This is a genomic window from Pseudovibrio japonicus, from assembly GCF_014651595.1.
Taxonomy (GTDB): Bacteria; Pseudomonadota; Alphaproteobacteria; order Rhizobiales; family Stappiaceae; genus Pseudovibrio; species Pseudovibrio japonicus.
Genome location: NZ_BMXE01000003.1, coordinates 243,780 through 263,799, shown reverse-complemented (window position 1 = coordinate 263,799; position 20,020 = coordinate 243,780). Strand labels below are relative to the sequence as shown.

Annotated in this window: 13 protein-coding genes and 1 riboswitch; of the genes, 5 read left to right on the top strand and 8 right to left on the bottom strand. The window is 52.0% G+C overall.

The features are described from left to right. The first annotated feature begins 211 nt into the window (after positions 1–211). Together IE076_RS09755 and IE076_RS09750 are read left to right on the top strand one after the other, a co-directional pair. On the top strand, positions 212–2,239 hold the full coding sequence (locus tag IE076_RS09755) for a bifunctional diguanylate cyclase/phosphodiesterase (RefSeq protein ID WP_189436589.1): 2,028 nt from the start codon (positions 212–214) through the stop codon (positions 2,237–2,239). 30 nt (positions 2,240–2,269) lie between these two features. Continuing rightward, on the top strand, positions 2,270–2,605 hold the full coding sequence (locus IE076_RS09750) for a DUF2293 domain-containing protein (RefSeq protein WP_054662465.1): 336 nt from the start codon (positions 2,270–2,272) through the stop codon (positions 2,603–2,605). 7 nt (positions 2,606–2,612) lie between these two features. Here IE076_RS09750 and IE076_RS09745 read toward each other — a convergent pair whose 3' ends face one another. Continuing rightward, on the bottom strand, positions 2,613–2,876 hold the full coding sequence (locus IE076_RS09745; RefSeq protein ID WP_189436588.1) for a hypothetical protein: 264 nt from the start codon (positions 2,874–2,876) through the stop codon (positions 2,613–2,615). A gap of 263 nt (positions 2,877–3,139) precedes the next feature. Between IE076_RS09745 and IE076_RS09740 the strand changes: the two genes are divergently transcribed. Next, positions 3,140–4,051, top strand: a complete 912-nt coding sequence (locus IE076_RS09740; RefSeq protein ID WP_189436587.1) for a glycoside hydrolase family 18 protein — start codon at positions 3,140–3,142, stop codon at positions 4,049–4,051. 309 nt (positions 4,052–4,360) lie between these two features. Here the strand turns inward: IE076_RS09740 and IE076_RS09735 are convergent, their stop codons facing one another. The 5 genes from IE076_RS09735 to IE076_RS09715 form a co-directional block, all read right to left on the bottom strand. Then, positions 4,361–5,971 carry a polysialyltransferase family glycosyltransferase gene (locus tag IE076_RS09735; protein WP_189436586.1) on the bottom strand — a complete coding sequence of 537 codons (1,611 nt, stop codon included), beginning with the start codon at positions 5,969–5,971 and terminating at the stop codon, positions 4,361–4,363. Next, positions 5,971–6,933, bottom strand: coding sequence for a glycosyltransferase family 2 protein (locus IE076_RS09730; RefSeq protein WP_189436585.1), 963 nt, complete (start codon positions 6,931–6,933; stop codon positions 5,971–5,973). Before IE076_RS09730 ends, IE076_RS09735 begins: the two co-directional genes overlap by 1 nt. Before the next feature lie 499 nt (positions 6,934–7,432). Next, positions 7,433–9,082, bottom strand: a complete 1,650-nt coding sequence (gene ettA / locus IE076_RS09725; protein WP_189436584.1) for an energy-dependent translational throttle protein EttA — start codon at positions 9,080–9,082, stop codon at positions 7,433–7,435. 223 nt (positions 9,083–9,305) lie between these two features. Continuing rightward, the gene (locus tag IE076_RS09720; RefSeq protein WP_189436583.1) at positions 9,306–9,971 is read right to left on the bottom strand and encodes an energy-coupling factor ABC transporter permease; all 666 of its coding nucleotides are present in this window, start codon (positions 9,969–9,971) and stop codon (positions 9,306–9,308) included. A 50-nt stretch (positions 9,972–10,021) separates the two neighbouring features. Further along, positions 10,022–10,233: riboswitch (cobalamin riboswitch) on the bottom strand. A 353-nt stretch (positions 10,234–10,586) separates the two neighbouring features. Further along, a complete protein-coding gene (locus IE076_RS09715; RefSeq protein ID WP_189436582.1) occupies positions 10,587–11,405 on the bottom strand; it encodes an HAD family hydrolase in 819 nt (272 codons plus the stop codon). A 342-nt stretch (positions 11,406–11,747) separates the two neighbouring features. Between IE076_RS09715 and IE076_RS09710 the strand changes: the two genes are divergently transcribed. Then, a complete protein-coding gene (locus tag IE076_RS09710) occupies positions 11,748–13,814 on the top strand; it encodes a putative bifunctional diguanylate cyclase/phosphodiesterase (protein ID WP_209009004.1) in 2,067 nt (688 codons plus the stop codon). Between the two features lie 45 nt (positions 13,815–13,859). Here the strand turns inward: IE076_RS09710 and IE076_RS09705 are convergent, their stop codons facing one another. Beyond that, positions 13,860–17,609, bottom strand: a complete 3,750-nt coding sequence (locus IE076_RS09705) for an AAA family ATPase (RefSeq protein WP_189436581.1) — start codon at positions 17,607–17,609, stop codon at positions 13,860–13,862. Beyond that, positions 17,609–18,856 carry an exonuclease SbcCD subunit D gene (locus IE076_RS09700; protein ID WP_189436580.1) on the bottom strand — a complete coding sequence of 416 codons (1,248 nt, stop codon included), beginning with the start codon at positions 18,854–18,856 and terminating at the stop codon, positions 17,609–17,611. Before IE076_RS09700 ends, IE076_RS09705 begins: the two co-directional genes overlap by 1 nt. 379 nt (positions 18,857–19,235) lie before the next feature. Here IE076_RS09700 and IE076_RS09695 point away from each other — a divergent pair, with 379 nt between their 5' ends. Continuing rightward, positions 19,236–19,967, top strand: coding sequence for a pirin family protein (locus tag IE076_RS09695; protein ID WP_189436579.1), 732 nt, complete (start codon positions 19,236–19,238; stop codon positions 19,965–19,967). Positions 19,968–20,020: the final 53 nt, after the last annotated feature.

The following is a 20,020-nucleotide window of genomic DNA, read 5'->3' as shown; positions in this document are numbered from 1 at the left end:
TAAGAACTTGGGAACCTCACCTTCCCACATAAAGCCGGAACATCACGGGCATTTATCCCCATTTTCCTAAAATTTACCATGTATTTTTACAGTAATTGAACAAAATTCGCCCCTTAATTCTCAGAGACACCCTGCTTTCCTTTTGCGTAGAAGCCCATAATACCTATCAATAGTGGTTTGGTAGTGAGTTGGTTGGTTGATGGTGGTGGGAATGATGTCAGAAGCAGGCAACGCAAAATATAATATCGAATACCCTTCATATAGAACGAGCCCACAGTCAGCCGAGATTCCCCCGCAGCCTTTTGCAGAATCCGTGCTGCGCGTCTACGAAAAGCTGTTCGAGCGCCCAACCTTCATCATGATCAATCAATCTGACAGCTCGGAGGAGCCCGACCTATTCGTTTCGGACGCCATTCACGCCTACAAAGATCAACTCGGCAAACTACTCTCAAGAATTACCCAGCTGCCAACCTGTGGTGACGACGTTCAGATCTTCCCATACAAATTCAGAGGCGCCGAGCCATCATCAGCCGCACGACTGCACCGCCCGCCACAACAATTCATCGCCCTCATGCGACTGTCTTTGAAAGAACATGTGGTCGCAGTCGTCGGCATCCTGTTCAACTCCGAAACCAGCAGTTCCGATCACTTCGCTCAGGCGCCCTACCAGAATACACCCCTTTCAGAACAACTCAAAAACGCGGAGCTAACCAAACAGCTCAAGAATTTCCGAAACCTTGCACGAATTCTCGTCCCCGGCCTGCTGCGCATCCTCTCCACAACCGATCTGTCGGCACCTCGCCCCATAACTAGCAAACAGCAGGACAAGTACCTGCTCCCACCGGAACAATCCAATCCGCGAGAGATTTTCACCGTCTGCAACATCGACCCCCTCACAGGCCTTAGAAATCGTGAGAGTTTTGAGCAACTGATCTCAGCTGCAATTGAGCGCACATCAAATCCAGACCAGCGAGTGGCACTGTTTTATGTTGATCTCGACCACCTGAAGGTCATCAATGACGCCCATGGACACGCCGCAGGTGATGCGGCTTTGGTGGCGATTTCAGAACGCCTCAAACAGATGGAAAGCGAGAACGTTACAGCGCTCAGAGTGGGCGGTGACGAGTTCGCACTGCTGGTGGAAGACACCAAACGCCATCAGATCAGAGAGTTGCTTGAGGAACTGCCAGTCTCCCTCAGCCACCCGGTCTATCACGATCACAGCGAGATACGGCCTAAGGTCAGCATCGGCGCAGCCGTGTTCCCCTGCCACGCGCATACCGTTAAGGAACTACAGGAGAGCGCTGACACAGCCTTGTATCATGCAAAGAAACGCGGTCGGAATCAGGCCAGCTTGTTTAATCAGATCATGCGCACAAGACTGCAACGACAGGTCAACCTGCAACACAGCGCCAAACAGGCCTTCACACACAATGAAGTTGGCACCGTGTTCCAACCCATAAAGTCCCGCGAAACAAGACAGATCAGAATGCTGGAGGCCCGGCCCGAGTGGCCCTCGCAGATGTTAGAAATCGCACGGGGAAACGATCTGTCAAAGATCTTCGACAGCGCTAGTTTCAGCAATGTCCTCGGTGAGACAATTATGGCCGCCATCATCCACACAATGCGCGCCTGTCAGAACACCACCATGCAGCATTGGGAGTTCCTGTTCCGTGTACCGGTTCCTTCCTTGCTCAAGGAAGGGTTCTGTGAGGATCTCGGATATATCCTTCGTGAGAACAACGTGCCAGCGCACAAATTCACACTGGAAATCCCTTCGCGCGTGCTGTTAAGGGCCAACGCTCATATTCTGATACGGCAACTCAACGAGCTCACCAACACAGGCGTCAAACTGTGCATCAACCACTTCGATTCTGGTGGACTGAAAGTCGAGCACTTTCAGAAGCTGAACATCTCCTACATCAAGCTCCACGCTGGTTCCGTTGAAAAGCTCTTTGCGGAAGAAAAGACTGCACGCTTACTCTCAGCCGCAACTGAGTTCGCCCATGCGCTCAACATCGAGCTCATTCTCTCGGAAGTAAAAAACGCCGATACCGAAGAAAAGCTGAAGCAACTGGGCGCAGAGTATGTTCAGGGCAGGTTCTACGCACCAGAGCAACGCTTCTCCGAGATCTATAAGAAGCACGTTCTGGGAATTTCCCCGGACCCCATTCAAAGAGCGAAACAAGGTCTGGCCCACGAAAGAGTGTCACGGTTCGCTTCTTCCATGATAAATTAGCACGGACCTTCAGCGCAAACGAGATCATGTGTGAGCAAGACCAAGAGACAAAAAGCCGTTAGCGACGCTCTTGGAGCGCTAATCCCGCATGTTCCTTATCTGGATGCTGCTGAAATTCGAAGTAAGGCCAATCAACCACACCTGCGCCATTTACCTGCGCACATTGCCGTTCTTCTGGCAACAACAAGCTACGTACGCCATCAATACACAAACTATGATGAGTTACTGGAGGAAGGGCTGGACCGGGACGCGGCCCGCTATTGCGTGGCTGACGAGATGGAAACCACCATCACATCATGGGGCGGACGCATAACCGCCGCAGAGCTGCTGGCCGCTTCCAACGAAAGCGGCACGCAAGATCAGTAGCTGAAAATTATCGGCACACACCAATAATCCATGTAAACGCGAGTGCAACCAGGCACAGCGCTGGAATGATGATCGCAGCGTATCCAAAGAACGCGATAGCCAGACCCCAGCCAACAAAGAAGTTTGCGCAGAAATAGTACTTCGCATCGCTATTTCCATGAACCGCATCTTTGAAAAGCCAACCGATGATCGGAACCAGGTAAAGCAACTTGAAGAAGAAGGGATCGTTATCCTGCTGCAGCCCGGCAGAAGACAGAGTTGTATCGCTCATTACAGTGCCCGTTTATGATGAATGGGGGGGAGAAGAACACAGTCTTGATTTTAGTCAATTTACCATCTGCGCTTATGCGTCACATCAGTATATATACGCATGCAACATGAATATAGATGTTGTCGCGAGCCACATCCGCACACTTGGAGCACTAGCGTCCACTCTGCAGAATTAACCACAACACAGTCTCCGTATCACGCTCTTTCCTGCTCTTCGTCAACTCTACGCGACCTCTTTGATCGCCAACGAAAAAAGGAAAGAAAATGACCAATAAAGAAATTGTCGGGTACGCCCTAAGCACGAACACACAGCTCGTCGGCCAGATGGCACAGAGCGACTACACAACAGTCATCCTCTGCTTCGTGGTTGCAGATACATCTGGCACGCTGTCTCCCAGTACGGAGCTGCAGGCCAACTTCGACGATCCCAACCTGATCACGACCCTCAAGAGTGCTGGCAAACGAGTACTCATCTCTCTTGGTGGCGAAAACTTCTCCACCGATGCCTGGGCCGCACTTGCAGATAACGTCGACAACACTGCGGACCAGCTGAGCCAGATGGTGAGCCACCACAAACTCGATGGTGTTGATATCGATTGGGAAGACACCGGTTACACAGGATATGATGCTCCCACATTCCTCACTGATCTGTCTAAGGCCCTGAAATCGAAGCTTCCGGAAGGCCAGAACTTCGTAACCCACGCACCGCAGGCGCCCTATTTCTATGGCGGAGCCCCTGGCACATACACGCAAGTGTACGTTGACGTTGCAAAGGGCGCTGGCGATGCTGTCGATCTCTACAACATCCAGTACTACAATAACGACTGGTATGTTGGTACGACAGCAGAAGAAGAGACTGGAAAAGTTGCAGGTACTGTCCCAGTTGACGGGCAAACGTTCCCGTCCAGCATCATGGGTATCGCCTCAACAGGAGTACCCATCTCCAAGCTGATCCTTGGCAAGCCAACCACCTCAACGAATGTGACCGGAACGCCCGCGGACAATGGCTACCTTTGTGAAGACGACATTGTAAATAGCCTGATTAAGCCGCTCCTCGCCAAAGAGCCAGACTTTGCGGGCATGATGGGTTGGCAGTATCCAACACAATATGGTTCTGATACCGGAACCGATGCCTGGGCAGCCACCATGGCCGCAGCGCTTGGCAACCAATCCTAGCATCGGACACAGCGGAGCACATGTTGCTCCGCCCTTTAACAGGCAAACGCATTATCTGTGCGTCAGACAATAATAAAAGGCCGTAAAAAAGACCTCAACGGGCAAGTCTCCTGCGCAACGCCAAGGTATGGTGGAAGCTGGCACAATACCAAGCAGTGGACACCCGCACAGAACAAATGATCTTAAACCTCTGAATTTGATCCCCTGTCCATTGACATCAAGAGCGGCATTTTCCAGAGCAAATATGCGCGACACACAAAATAGACTGGTATTCAACAGTATTCCCACCTGAGGAAGTTCGCGGCAAATTTAGTTGGATTTCAATAGTCGCTTTACGAAGTTCTTACCTCGCGAAATCGTTTTGTTCTTTAACGTACCTTTTCGCCTATTTTTTTCTTTTAATGCAGCTTTGTGGCTCTCGCGCACTTCTGCCGCTCTTCGCTCCCAGAGCCCGCCCTTCATAGCTGCAATCTGGGTAACTATTCTCATATGTTGTGTTGAATCCGGAGTTTTCTGCAATGCTTTCAAACTCACGACGAAAGCATCTTCGAAATTTTCTTCCTCCATGAGTTTTCTTGCCTTGGCGAGAGGTGATTTTTTAGGCGCCTTCGAAGAAGTGGCGTTAATCTCAGGCTTTGCACCGCTTAATGCCAGAGTTTCAAAAGACAAAAGCTTAGGTACTTTGAACGCCGCCACACGACCATTCGCTTCTGAACTAACAAAGTCTTTAAGGATTTGAGACAATTGAAGAAGTCGCCCACGCTGGCGTTCCGTTTTAATTTGCATACTTGGCTGCATCGCCGCTGCAAGAAGGTCGACCTTTAACTGAAGCTCTTCGGTTGACGGTTTCACAAAGGTTTCTGGTGCTTCGATATCGGGATACGCATGGTAAACTATCGCCGCGGGGACGCGGTTACTATTTTCGTAAGGAGAGAGGCGTTTTAAAAAATCGTGTGTTTTGAAGCCAAAAACCGGGATCCCATAAATCGAGTTGGCTGTTCCCAAACCTGTTGAAAAGACGGCGCAAATGAAAGCAGGGCGCACATGGACTAGGTACTCTTCCATGACTAAATTACTGTCGAGGACACGAACGTCATAGTTTTTCAAAAGTGGTGAAGACATAAGCAAATTTAAGAGCCCATCAGAAAACCTCGGATGAGGTTTAAAGAACACAGTCTTATTACCAGCCATCGCTGCGCAATTAACCAGACCTCGTACATAGAGATCGATTTCTTCCTCTTGCGAGTATAGCCCTAGGCTGGATAGATACTGCCCCAAAAAAACCGGCGAGCCTTCGAGGTTTTTGGGTATTCCTTCGATGTGATCGGCAGAAAAATCTGCGATCACATTCTTAAGGCTTTTAGGACTAATGGGATACCGAGCGGTCGAGAATTCGCGCAGCAGCGCAGGGTCGACCCCGTTAAGCAGATCAAGAAAATAGAGTCGCTCAATCCGGCTGCCAATTTGATTAATGAGCTTAGAACGCGTGGGGCTAAACGTCATCAGGCCATCCACGTAAACATACACAGAAGCGGCTTCGAATAGCCCAGCTAATGTCTTTGAAGGAGGCGCTTGGATTGACCCAACCAATAGGTGAGTAATCTCCTGCCCTTCACTAACCAATGCGTTGCGCAAAAGTGATGCCGTCGACATCGCCTGCAAGCGATCAGATGGCGCTACCCATTTGCTTGGATGCAAAGGTTCAATCAGTTGGTTTAAGCTGAAAATCGCGCTGAATTGCGCTGCAATACTTGGAGTATTGCGCGCATAATCAAGAAGCTTTTCCTGTGCTTCAAAATCGGAGGTATGGTTGCATACAAGTAAGATACGGCGATCCGACCCCGGGATATCATCATTTCTCTTAAAGATTGTCAAAAGGATCAGGATGCCAAGTTTCGTGGATGCTTCGCAAAGTAACATTACATAATTCCCTTGATCAAGTCGCGTCGCTTTTTGTCTATCCTAGACAACGCTTCTTCAATCTCTGTCTGCGGCAAAAGATTTAACAGGCAAGAGGATTTCCGGATCAATTCCTCCTTAACCTCGGGCTGCAATCTGTCTTTTTTGCCAATGTGAAAACAAATTAGGGATAGAATTCTTCGAATGAGCTTTGGAAATAATTCTTGATGACCTTGATCTAAAAGAAAGTTGTAAATGTTCTTCATAGACTCAAGGAAATCTAGTTGCCGCATATCGCCTATCTGGGTCAGGCTATTGACATTACCTCTGCGGTAGAAGATACGGCATTCTGGAGAAACCGCCATTTTGCGACCTAAAACTTGTATTTTCCAACATAAAATTTTATCCTCGCAGGTTGCAAGATTGTCATACATAATACCATTTTTTTTTAGAAAATCAGTGGAATACAACCCAGACCAGCTTTGGTCCTGGTCGACCAGTGTTGATCTGTCTTCCGGCATAATACCGAGTTTTGGATCAAATGGCTTGTTCCAAACACCAAATGGAGCGGTTCTTATAGTGCGCTCCGGACCCTTAACTTCAATGAAGCCGGTCCTGACAAAGTCCAAATCGTCAATTCTATTAAAGAGCTTTATCTGAGTCTGATAGTAGTCACGATGCACCCAATCGTCCGCATCAAGTGTACCCCATAGTGCAGTGTCCGTCTTAGATATTCCCAGATTGCGTGCGTTGCCTGCACCTTTTCCTTCATCAAGGCTTATGACTTCTGCACCAGGCCACTCCTCAGCAAAAGCCTTTAGAATGCTAAGGGTCTTGTCAGTCGAGCCATCATCTATAAGAATGCATTTTCCGCCATCTTTCATGTGCGGGCGCATCGAGTTCAGCGTCGTGCCAACGGTTGCTTGTGCGTCTTTGCAAGGAACAGTGATTGTTAAATCGGACGGTGTAAAACTATGTGACATCAGTATCTCATTTTATATCTCCACAACGCAAACAACATATCGTTAGGCTTGTGCATTTGAAATTACGATTAATTTAGGGACTATGAGATTTCGTATGGGCAGTAGCCCAACCAGTTGACGGTAGGTCAGCCTTGAGAACCACGATCTCTTCCCGCCACATTTGCAAAAGTCAGACTGCAAATATCTCGCCGGCAGCTCTTGGCAGCGCGAGTTGTGTGCTCCTCACTCAGATACTGCTCCTGCCTCACACTTGATCGTCCGTGCTCACGATGCACTAGATGATTGGTTCATCTACTTCTGCTTGGCTAAGTCGCGCGTCATCTTCTACCGGAACCGATGGCTGGGCAGCCGCTATGGCAAAAGCACTAGGCAACAATTCCTAGCATCAGATAGAGCGGAGCACGTATTGCTCCGCCATTTTCAGGCAAACGCCTTATCCGTTCGCCCTAACAAAAAAGGCCCGCCAAAGCGGGCCTTAATTCTCTCAAGCAAGCAAACCTTAGCGGGTAAGTGGCTTGTACTTGATGCGGCTCGGGTCTGCAGCGTGTGCACCCAAACGGCGAACCTTGTCTTTTTCGTAGTCTTCAAAGTTACCTTCAAACCACTCAACGTGGCTATCACCTTCAAAGGCCAGCATGTGCGTTGCAAGACGGTCAAGGAACATACGATCGTGCGAGATAACAACCGCACAACCTGCGTAGCTCTCAAGAGCATCTTCAAGCGCTGCAAGGGTTTCAGTATCAAGATCGTTCGTCGGCTCATCGAGCAGCAGCACGTTTGCGCCGGACTTCAGAACCTTGGCAAGGTGCACGCGGTTACGCTGACCACCGGAAAGATCGCCAACTTTCGCCTGCTGCTGAGGGCCCTTGAAGTTGAAGGAAGAACAGTAAGCGCGTGAGTTGATCTCTTTCTTGTCCAGATAGATCACTTCAGCACCCTCGGAAATCTCTTCCCAAACGGTTTTGCTGTCATCCAGTTTATCGCGGGACTGATCCACGTAGCCAAGGTGGACGCGCTCACCAAGCTCTACTTTACCGCTGTCAGGTGTTTCCTGACCGGTCAGCAGCTTGAAGAGAGTTGATTTACCAGCACCGTTTGGACCGATCACGCCAACAATACCACCGCGTGGCAGTTTAAAGGAAAGATCGTCAATCAGCAGACGGTCACCAAAGCCCTTGGAAACATTTTCCAGATCGATAACGTTGTTACCCAGGCGCTCACCAACAGGAATAAGGATCTGCTCGATGGACGGCATACGCTCTTCCTGAGCAGCCAACAGATCGTCATAAGCCCGGATACGCGCTTTTGACTTGGTCTGACGGCCTTTCGGAGACATACCCATCCATTCGCGTTCGCGCTTGATCGCACGGGAGCGAGCCATGTTTTCACGACCTTCCTGCTCCATACGCTTGGTCTTCTTCTCAAGGTATGTGGTGTAGTTACCTTCATACGGGATGCCCTGACCGCGGTCGAGCTCCAGAATCCAGCCAGTCACGTTATCAAGGAAGTAGCGATCGTGGGTGATGATCAGCACAGAGCCCTTGAATTCACGCAGATGGCGTTCCAGCCAGTGAACGGTCTCAGCGTCAAGGTGGTTGGTCGGTTCGTCAAGCAGCAGCAAGTCAGGCTCGGAAAGCAGAAGCTTACAAAGCGCAACACGGCGGCGCTCACCACCGGAAAGGTTCACAACAGAACTGTCAGATGGAGGGCAGCGCAGCGCTTCCATTGCCATCTCAACCTGGCTCTCCAGGTTCCACAGGTCCTGCGCATCAATGACGTCCTGCAGCTGAGCGCCTTCTTCAGCGGTCTCATCTGAGTAGTTCATCATCAGTTCGTTGTAACGATCCAGAAGCGCCTGCTTATGCGCAACGCCTTCCATCACGTTTTCCAGAACGTTCTTTTCCGGGTCCAGATGCGGCTCCTGCGGCAGGTAGCCAACCTTGGCACCTTCTGCAGCCCAAGCTTCACCGGTGTACTCTTTATCCAGACCAGCCATGATCTTCAAAAGAGTAGACTTACCTGCACCGTTTGGACCCAGGATACCGATCTTCGCATCCGGGTAGAAAGACAGGTGAATGTTATCGAGTACTTTTTTTGCACCGTAGGCCTTGGAGACCCCGTGCATGTGATAGATGAACTGGCGCGCCATGGACTGCCTGCATCTCCTGATATGTGTCAACAATGAATTCTCTGGAGAGCACTCATAGTGGAAGCCGCGCCATGGGGCAATGCATATCGTTTCAGCGATGATCAAATCCGCCGATTTTTCTAGTAAGGCCGCGTGTTTTTCGGCAGTGACGACCGGCCCATAACAAAGAAAAAGGGCGGCAGGTTTGCACCGCCGCCCCTAATCTGAATAATCCGGTAAACTCTTAGGCGAGCTTCAGCTGCGGAACCACTGTCAGATTCCGTACGATAACGTTGCCCTCAACAGCCTTCAGGCCCTTCACAACAACGAAGGTAACAACCGGCTCAAGCGCCACAATCGCCAGATAAGACAGCGCGAACTGCCCCCATGCGGTGAACGGCGTCGCAACGTCGCCAATCATCAGCCAGAAACCAACCATGCCGGTCACGCCAGTGTAGTACATAGCGTCCAGCTTCACGATCTGCGCAAAGCTCACACGCTTGGTAAGCTTCTTTTTGAACAGCGCGCTACCGCTCAGGTAATGAACAGAGATCAACGGCAGCATCAAAGACAGGCTGTTGATGCCCAGGTGGTAAAGGTCCTGCGGATCAAAAACGAGCCCCTGAAACAGCAAGCCAATAGCAAAGCCGAGAAGGACAGGCGTAAAGCCAAGTGTCAGGTACATTGCCATCGCGCCAACAAAGTGAAGCTCAGATGGCCCAACCGACATATGGAAACTCTGCATGAAAATGGAGAAGAACCCTGCGGCAAGCAGTGTTTTCAGCGGTGTGAGCGGCTCTTTCAGAAAGTCGGAGAGCTGCTGTTTGCAGCCCCAGACAAAAACAGCAACTGCGCCTGCATTGGCAGCCACTACCTTGGCCGCCGATACGTAACCCGGTTCAATGTGCATTTCTAATGCTCCTCTTCGCACCCACCGTGCGATGGCACCCAATAAGGGCTGAGTTTATGTCATGTCGGGCAGGTTTCCTGGCTTGTGGCTTTTGCATCTTTCGCCTTCCCAGAGATCATCTCCAGTGGCTTGCATGAAAGACGCACCACGTAACAGTTGCGGGGGCAGCTGCGGCTCGGGCCCATCTTTGGTCGTCCCTACCGCATTCCCTTTTCATCTAAGAGGCTTGGCCTCTTGTTGAACCCAACAGCGGAAATATCCTAGATTAGGGAAGCATATACAACTGGAAAAATGGATAGTTTAGGAAATGCAGTCTGGGGGCAACGTCAATCCAGCCAGATGAACCGCCAGCGATGCGAGCAAAAAAGAGGCGTGCACCCGCTGGTACACGCCTTTAAGATAGTTGACACTCCCCCATCCGAGTGCCAGCCGAAGCTGTATTCAGAGATATCAGAGTACTCCAACCAATCATTGATCTTGGTCAAACCAGATAAAATTACTTCTCGAAAAGCAGAAATTATTTGCAACGAGGGACGCACCCAGCACTTCAATCGATTAAAACTACAACCATTCAAATATAACTCAGAAAAACCTCTACGAAGGTCTTAGTATATTCTACTGATTATTGCGAAATCCACTCACGGCAGGAGCCTGCCAGGAGAATCTCCTTAGCCAATGCTCCTCGGGAGAAATTACAAAATTCCAGGAGCTTCCCGGTGCGGCACCTTCATAAGAGCTTGCGTCAGACGACCTGGCTGACGCATGATGCCCAGCAGCAATCTGGATTTTCAGTACACCATCGGCCTTACCCGCAAGCTTCAGCAGACCCAAATCATCCTGTGTATGCCCCAAGAAAACCTTGGGCTCCGTCCCGATCCGCTCCCAGATGGAGCGCGCAAGATCCGTTGAGGGTGCTGCATTGTCACGGTGAATCACTTCAATCACACGAAATCGCTCCAGACCGTAATTCAATTCGACCATAGTGCGATCCACCTCATGGTCTCCAAAGCTCAGAACCCAGATCTGAAACTGATGCGCTTTGAGAAAAGCCACCAACTCCTTCAGCGGCTCATAGGCAAATTCCCGGTATGTCGCGCCAGAAGCCGACGGTCCACTTAAAGAAAGAAGGGCACGTACCTGCTCGCTGTAATCCGCAAAATTGCTCAGCCCCCCGTCTGTATCTGGAGAGAGGACTTTGTTGTCTGCCCCCGAAAGGGCCTCGCTCCACAGAGCCCCATCACCAACGACAACCGCAACACGTTCATCAACCTTCACAAATTCCGGGCTGCCAGCATTTGCCATGCGTTCAATACTTTCCACGAGACCATGACGCACGTTGGTAGAACTCCAGCTTGGAAGGATGTTATCCCGCTCACCGCCGGTTGGCTGTAATACTGAAACTGCTGAGTATAGAAATAAGCTGGACCACTGCATCGCTCAAGATCACCTAGAAGCTGTTCAAGCAAGATGGAGAAATACAATGCACATCAATTGCCCATAAAAAGTGAACTATATGCTTCTGTGAAAAGAGAAGAGATTCATTATTTATAGACGTGATACTTGTTCTTTCAAATTGAAGTCGAATACGAGTATTCACCAGCACAAACACTAAAACAAAGCAAAGGATTTACTTACCATTTTCGAGATTGTGCTCCCAATCAAAACACGCTCACCGTCTTTAGTTCCGATAATCAATCAGTGATAATCGTTAAAATTATTAATAAATACGCAACAAATTCAATTGATTATGCTTAGTAGTTTCTTGGGGGTACCCAAATGCATTTTAAAGCCCTTTTCCAGCCAGTATTACGCCTTCTCTTTATCCCTCTAAGATTTTCGGGCCTGTTCCGCAAACCTAATCATGGTGACCTCACAGAGCCTACAATTGCCTCCAGCGTCCGCCAGATGGAGAACCTCATTGGCAAACTACTCTGGCACGATGCAAAACTGGATGAACGCCTACCGATCCGGGAAAAAGATCCCCACAAACGCCTTGCGTCCCTCTTCAACTCATATCTCGACAAGCTGCAAAGCGAAGAGATACGGCGAAAAATCACTGAAACATCAAATAGTAAGCATCAGGAAGAGCTTACCAAGCTCGCCACCTTTGCAGAAGGGGCTTTCGAAGGCCTTACACTCTCAAGAGATGGCGTAGTCGTGGAGTGTAATCACGTCATTTACGAGCTTCTCGGCTACTCTGCAGAAGAATTAACTGGTAGCCTTCTGCTGTCTCATGTAGCACCCGATTACAAAGAGCAGGCCCGCGCCAACCTCCTCGCCAATGAAGCCACCCCGCAGGAGAGCGTGCTGCTCAGCAAAACCGGAGAACGCATTCCGGTGGAAGTACGAGGCCGTCTGATTGAAGTGGTAGGCGAGACTCTTCGCATTTCAGCTATCCGCGACATGCGTAAGCAAAAGGAAGACGAAGCCCGTATCAGGCACCTCGCCCAACACGACATGCTGACCGGACTGCCCAACCGAACGTACTTCCGCGAACGCTTCCAACAAGCCATTCAAACCCAGATGAGTGCCGATGGCACCACATCTGCAGTCCTGCTGATAGACTTGGATCGTTTCAAGGATATCAACGACTTATATGGCCACCCGGTGGGCGATAAACTCATCCAGACTGTCGCGCATCGTCTCAACGCCTGTATAAGCCACCATGACATGGCTGCACGGCTTGGCGGAGATGAGTTCGCCATAATCCAGGTCAACAACAAATCGGACGCTGAAGTTGGCCTGCTGACAAATAAGATCATCGATGTGCTGTCAAAGCCAATCCATGTGGGCAACAGCATCACCGTCAGGACGAGTGCCAGCATCGGCATCGCCCTTATTCCTGACCATGGGACCGACCCCGACGAGCTGATGTCCAAGGCAGACATTGCCCTTTACGAGGCGAAAGAAGCGGGCCGGAACACGTTCGCGTTCTTTGAAGCAAAAATGGAAGAGAGCATCCTGCTGAGAAGAACCATGGAAGGCGATCTGCGTAACGCTCTGAAAAACCGAGAGTTTCAACTCCACTTCCAACCACAGGCACGCTCTGACACGCGCCTGATTGTTGGCTTTGAAGCACTCCTGCGCTGGAACCATCCGGAGAAGGGCCAGATCAGCCCGAACAAGTTCATACCGGTTGCCGAAGAAAGCGGCCTGATTGTTCCAATTGGTCGCTGGGTCTTGAACGAAGCATGTAGGCAAGCCGCGCAGTGGCCGGAACAGTACCGTGTGGGGGTGAACCTCAGTCCAGTCCAGTTCTGTGATGAATATCTTATTGAGGAAGTGGAAAACGCACTGGCCAACAGCGGCCTGTCTCCGGAACGTCTGGAGCTGGAGATCACCGAGAGCGTGCTCATTCACGACAATCGCCGCGCCCTCAGTATCCTCAACCAACTCAAGGCGTTAGGCATCACCATCGCGCTTGACGACTTTGGCATCGGCTACTCCTCCCTCAGCTATCTCCGCCGCTTTCCGTTTGACCGCCTGAAGATCGATCGCAGCTTCGTAAAGGGGGTAACCCACACACCGGAACTTGCGGCCATTATCCGCGCAGTCATCCATTTGGGGCAGGCTCTGGGAATGGAAGTCATCGCAGAAGGTGTTGAAACTGAACCGGAATTAGCGCTTCTGTGCGCAGAATCCTGCGACGAAGTGCAAGGCTACCTGATTGGCCGCCCGCAAACGCTGGATGGCGAAATGGCAAAGCATGTCAGTAATGCCAATTTGGAAATTCAGGCTCTGGACGAGTACATCTCAGCGCTTCAGCAAACCTCCCAGAAGCTGAAAGAAGCGGAAAAACAAGCAGTTAACGGTGCAGGAGAGCTGTCCCATGCGGGAGACTAAGCCCGCGCACCAGCAATCAAGCCAAAGGGAACCCAAAAGGACTTATCACCATCCTGCCGGGGCATTGACGGCAACGCGGCTCCGCCCTGCTCCCTGTCTAAGTACCTGAACCTGAACTGGAATCCGATCCTTCAGCGCTTCCACGTGGCTGATGACGCCAACTTTTCTCCCCTGCCCTTGCAACATTTCCAGTGCATCAATGGCAAGGTCAAGGCTTTCAGCGTCCAATGAACCGAAGCCTTCGTCAATAAAGAGCGTGTCAACAAACGACTGGCGGCCTTCCAAACCGGACAGAGCCAGAGCCAAGCTAAGCGAAATAAGGAAGCGTTCTCCGCCACTTAGCGAGCGTGTGGAACGTGGTGTGTCGCCCATATCGCGGTCGATAACAAAAAGGCCGAGACCGAAATCAGCGCGTTTGAGCTGGTAACGTGGTTTGAGCTGGTGCAGCTGTTTGTTGGCCAATTCCACCAGCAAATCGAGAGTAACTCCCTGCGCCACCTTCTGGAACTTGGAGCCATCAGCAGACCCAATCGCCTCAGAAATCGCTCCCCAGGTCTTGGCAGTCTCTTTTGCCTCCATAAGCAAGCCCATGATTTGTTTGGCTTTTTCCCGCGCCTCAGCATCGACCCGCAGCTTCTCAGAAAGAACGCCGCGTTTGACCTGCAAGCTAGAAAGCACCTGCTTGGTTGTCTCCAGCTGAGAGGATAACTCCTCCTGCGGCTGGTCTGGCATAGGCAATGCCTGAACCGCAGCAAGCTCCTTTTCCCAAGTGGAAACAGCAGTTTGCGCTGCTATGTAAGCATCATCCAGCGCCTTCAGCTCAAGCGTCAGCGCGTCCAGCTCGTGAGATGCCCTCTCCCGCAGGCCATCATAGGCATCCCTCATAAGCCCCAGAACAGCAAGCTCCGAGTTTAACTTGTCAGAACAATCCGTTAGCGCCAAAATCGCTTTTGCCTCAGCAGCCTTTGCCGCCGCTAAGCCAGCCTCAAGGCGCCCAAATTCATCTCTTGCGTTGTTTTGTGCGTTACTTGCGTTTTTTACGCGTTCTTTTGCGTTGCTATGTTTTTCGTCAACCGCTGCCCGATGGGCTGCTGTTGCCATACCGCCCAGCAGCAATTTACGCTCAGCAGACCGCTCCTGATGCCGCGTCCGAAGGTGCTCCAGTTGGCGCTGCAACTCACCGGATGTTTTGGCAAGCCCGTCACGCCGCTCAACAAGACCACTCGTCTTCTGCTCAAGAAATTGCAGGGCCGCAGCAGTTGTCCCCTCCTGCAGCTCAAGCGCATTCCAATTGGAAATGCGCTCCTGCAAATCATCCCTCAGCGCTGGCAGCTCGGCAGCAAGAGACACGACGGCCATGCCACCGGCCTCCAGCATCTTAGTCAACCGCTGCTCCATACGCACTTGCGCCGCTGAGTTCTCGTTATGCCGCCCTTCAGTGCGCGAAAGCTCCGCACGGATTACTGAAATCGCTTCAGCGTTCTGCCGTTGCTCGGTCGCCGTTTTGTGATGTGCCCCGCGCAACTCCCGCAGCTTGCTGTCCAGCTGTTCCAGATCCTTGCGGAGCGTTTCATCCTGATCCAGAACGCGGCGCAAGTCCTCTACCTTGAGGACTACCTCATCCAGCACCCCATCCAGCAGCTCTGGCGTCTCAAGAACATCATCAACGCTCAGCTCCAGAGCAAAGGGAGGTTCCAGCACAGCCCATTGCTGATCGGCAGAGGTGCGCAAAGCATCTGCTTCCGCTGCATAGCGGTTTTGCAGCTCAAAGGCGTTTTGCTTCGAGGCTTTACAGGCAGCAAGTTTCTGATTGATCTCGTCTAGATTTCGCCGCGCAGCTGCACAAGCTTCTTCCGCTTCCTTGCGCTGTAGAAACACGTCGCCGAACAGCGTGTCCAACGCAGCCCGGCCCTCCTGTGTATCTACGGGGTGCTGGTCAGAACCACAAACCGGGCAAGGGGCATCCTCCACCAGCCCGGCGCGCAGAACTTTTACGTCATCCCCTTGCGCCGCTTCAGCAAGGGTGGAAAGGCCTCTGGCTTTCTCAAGGGTTTGTTCCCGAAAGGATAACTCGCTGACGGCCTTTTCTTTTGCCTGCTGCAAACCGGCCATCTGCTCCTCCAGCTTCTGCCAGGTCGCCTGCTCGGCCTTTTTGCTGCGCTTGGCTTTCTTGAACTGACGAGAAGTCTCTTTCAGCTTCTCAGCCCGCTCCCGGAAAGCAGAGAGCTTTTCCATACTCTTGCGTGCGTTAGTTGCGCCAAGTGCAGAAATATCGGTCTTCTTGGCAGCAACATCAGTTTCACAAGCCTCCAGATCAGTGGCAAACTGAACCAACTGGGCAGAAAGCGTGCTCTGGATCGTATCCAGCTCACTCTCACGCTGGCGCATCTCAAGCAGATGCTCGCCATCCTTGGCAAGCGCAACCTGAACCCGCTCAAACTCATCCAGATCAGCGTATAAACTGTCCTGACGCTCTTTCAGCACCTTAGTCGCGCTCAGCCGCTCCATCTGCTCTTTTACAGTGGCTTGTAGCGCTTTTTTCTCTTCCAAAGCTTTGCCGTGCGCCACCAGCGCGTCGTCTGCCTGTTTGGCCTCCGCGGCAGCAACATCACAGCGCTCGCGCAGCTGTTTGCCCTCAACCTCAAGCTCGCTCAGTTTGGTGTCCAGCTGCTCTGCTTCACGCCACTGCGGTGTCAGCTTGGTAAGTTCTGCCTCCAGCTCACCCAAAACCGCATCCGCTTGCTTGGTTTGCTCGTCTTTGCCAGCAAGGTCCGTGCGCGCAGCTTCCAGCAGAACCTGACTTTTTTCTGCGGCAGCACGTGTGCCCGCAACGTCTTTTTCAGCATCAACCACGCGCTGGGTCACAGGCTCTAGAGACTTGATGCGCTCAAACTGTGCCTTCAAATCCCGCTTGGTCTTGGCAGCCTCATGCCGCGCCTTCAAGGCAACAAACTCATCCTGCGCGGTGGCAAGCTTGCTCTTTGCATCACTCAGCCGCTGCAAGTTCCCAAGCGACTTGGCAATGGCATCCATATCACTTTGAACAGACATGGACTGCCGCTCCAGCTCAGCCTGCTGCCCAACCAGATCATTGCGCTCGTCCTCTTCCAGAAGGCCAGCCACATCGGACTTATCTTCCAGCTTGGCAACAGCATCCTTAGCATCGGAAAAGCGCTGGAAGACCTGCTTGGAAATATCCCGGTAGCGCTGGGTGCCCGTTACCTTTTCAAGCAAAGCGGCACGTTCGCTGTCATTGGCTTTCAGGAAGGCATCAAAGTCGCCCTGCGCCAGCAGCACCGTGCGCTTAAACTGGTCGTAGGTCAGCCCCAACCGCTCTTCAACAGCTGCATCCACCTGCTTGATGCCGCTTTCAATCGCAGCATTATCTTCCATACGAACCAGCGAGCGCTCCACATTCTGCAAGCGGCCCGATGCTTTGTTGCGGGCACGGCGCACAGTCCAGCGCGCCCGGTATCCCGCGCCATCCGCGCCTACAAAGTCTGCCTCGGCATAACCAGAGGCAGCACCGCGTGTAAGCACTGTGCGCGCATTGGTTTCTTTCAGCTCCGCACCTGCAACATCCGGCACACTGTCACTGCTGCCAGCAGCGCTTAAACGCGGGCATTGCCCAAACAGGGCAAGGCACAACGCATCCAGCAATGTGGACTTGCCCGCACCCGTTTCCCCGGTAATCGCAAATAAACCAGCCCCATTCAAAGGCTCCTGTTCAAGGTCAATCTCGAACGGTGCCGCCAGACTGGCAAGGTTCTCGCCACGAACCGCTAGAATACGCATTACTCAACCTCCGCATCAGCGATTGCGCGATAAAAATAGTCCAGATGCTTGGCGTCCGGCGCAACGCCGTGCACCCGCTCAAAAGCAGATTTGAAAAGCTCATCCGGTTGAATTTCAGCAAGACGGATCAGGCTCTCCGCTTCCGCACTGACACTCTCTTGCCGTTGTGGCCGCAAAACAGAAACCCCGGCACTGCGTACAGGATACTGGGCAAGGATCTGGTCCACCTCCGCCTTCAGCCCGCCAGCTGAAACCTGCGGCTTCAGATCCACATGCACAAACGGCTGCTGCTCCACCGGTAGCTCCCCATCCAGCCCAAGACCGACAAGCGCAGGCTCCAACTCTTCAAGCAACAAACCACCGTCACCTTTCAGGCGATGGAACGGCACAGGACGGGTCAGCTCAAGGCGCTCAATGGAAAGCACCCCCTCATCAGAAAAGCTCAGCAGGTTTACCCCGTGCTTGTAGTTTTGCTCGGTCACGGAAAGAGGAAACGGCGAGCCGGAATAGCGAATGGTTTCCTTGCCCACCTTTTGTGGCTTGTGCAAATGCCCAAGCGCCACATAAGTCAGATCATCAGGAAACTGCTCCCACGGCATGGCATGTTCACCGCCAATCAGGATGCGGCGCTCCGCCCCTTCAGATTCCAGCCCACCAGCAACATGCAAATGCCCTGTTGCAACAAGGGGTATTTTGCCAATCTGCTCACGAGCCTGAGACACAGCCGCCTCATAAAGAGCGGCCACCGCCCGCACCACTGGCGAGCCCTCTTCTGAAGAGGAAAAGCTAAGGCCCGGCAAATCCGTTGCGCGCGGAAACGGCAGCGCCAGCACGTAGGCTTTCACCGCACCGTCACTATCCATCAACGGCACAAGATGGTGGGAAAGATCAAGCAAGCCATCCTGCCTGCGCACCATACCCACGGCCTGCACACCAATTTTCTGAAACAGCACACCCGGTGCTTCCACCCGTCCGGCAGGGTCGTGATTGCCAGCAGTCAGCACAGTGATCAGATGCGGGCGTTTTTCGCGAAACCGGGCCAGTGCCTCATACAGCATCTGCGTGGCGTCTGCGGATGGGTTCTGGTTGTCAAACACATCCCCTGCAACAACCAGCGCGTCCACCTCATGGCGCTCAATCAACTCTTCAAGCTCGCTGAAAAACTGTTGGTGCTCATAAGTGCGTGACCAGCCATTCAGACTCTGGCCAATATGCCAGTCTGCTGTGTGCAGGATTTTCAACGCCATACTACCTGTTCCACGCTCCAAGTCGAAAATGCAGCTGTTTGGGATGCCAGCGGCATGATGACTCAGAAGTCTCTTATTCACCAATCCGCAGATTACGCATACGGTTTATAGAGAAGTCTTTAAGGCGGGCCACTAACCCACAGATTTAGAGGCTTTGGCACAGGTAGCGCACAGGAATCTGTGCCAGCACCACTCCCCACGAAATTTTTATGAAACTGGCAGCCGGATTTTGCAGCTTTCGGAAAACCGGCAAAGGCTCCTTCGTTCAAAAATAGCGAACAATCAGATCACCAAACGTTACCTTGTTCATTTTGAGAACTAGAATATCTTTAGGGTCAAGACAACGGAATAAAAGAAATTAACAAATTCGGAGAGTCCCATGACCAACACCGCAACTGATTTACGCCTAAGAGTACGCCCCTCCCATCAGCGGGGCCATGTGGATGCAGGCTGGCTGAAAACCGCCCACTCTTTCAGCTTCGCCAGTTATTTTGACCGTAACAACATGAACTTCCACAATCTGCGTGTCATGAATGACGACTGGATTGATCCAGCTGCTGGCTTCCCGATGCACCCCCATGAGAATTTCGAGATCTTCTCGTACATGCTCGAAGGTGCACTGGCGCACGAAGACACCATGGGCAACGGCAGCACCGTCCACAAAGGTGGCATCCAGTTCATGAGCACTGGCAGCGGCGTGCAGCACTCCGAGTTCAACCCATCCAGCACGGAGAAAACCCATATTCTCCAGATCTGGCTGATCCCAGACCGCAAAAACACCACGCCCCGCTATGAAATGATGGATTTGGGCGATGCAGAACGCGATGGAAAACTGCAACTGTTCCTCTCCCACGATGGTCGCAATGGCTCCATCCGTACCGAGGCCGCCGCAGACGTCTATTCCGGCAAGCTAAACGGAGCTGACACCATCAGCTTTGAGCTGAATGACGAACGTGCGGTCTATGTGCACGTGGCCCGCGGAGAGGTACAGATCAACGGCGAAACACTCTCAGAAGGTGACGCCATCGACGCAGAAGGTCAGGGCCAACTGCTGCTGAACAACGGCAAAGACGCGGAGGTCATTGTCTTCCATCTCTCGCCGCGCCACTAAACGTATCCCCGATATGCCAGCACTGGGCTTATCGGGGATACATGCCCAAACAA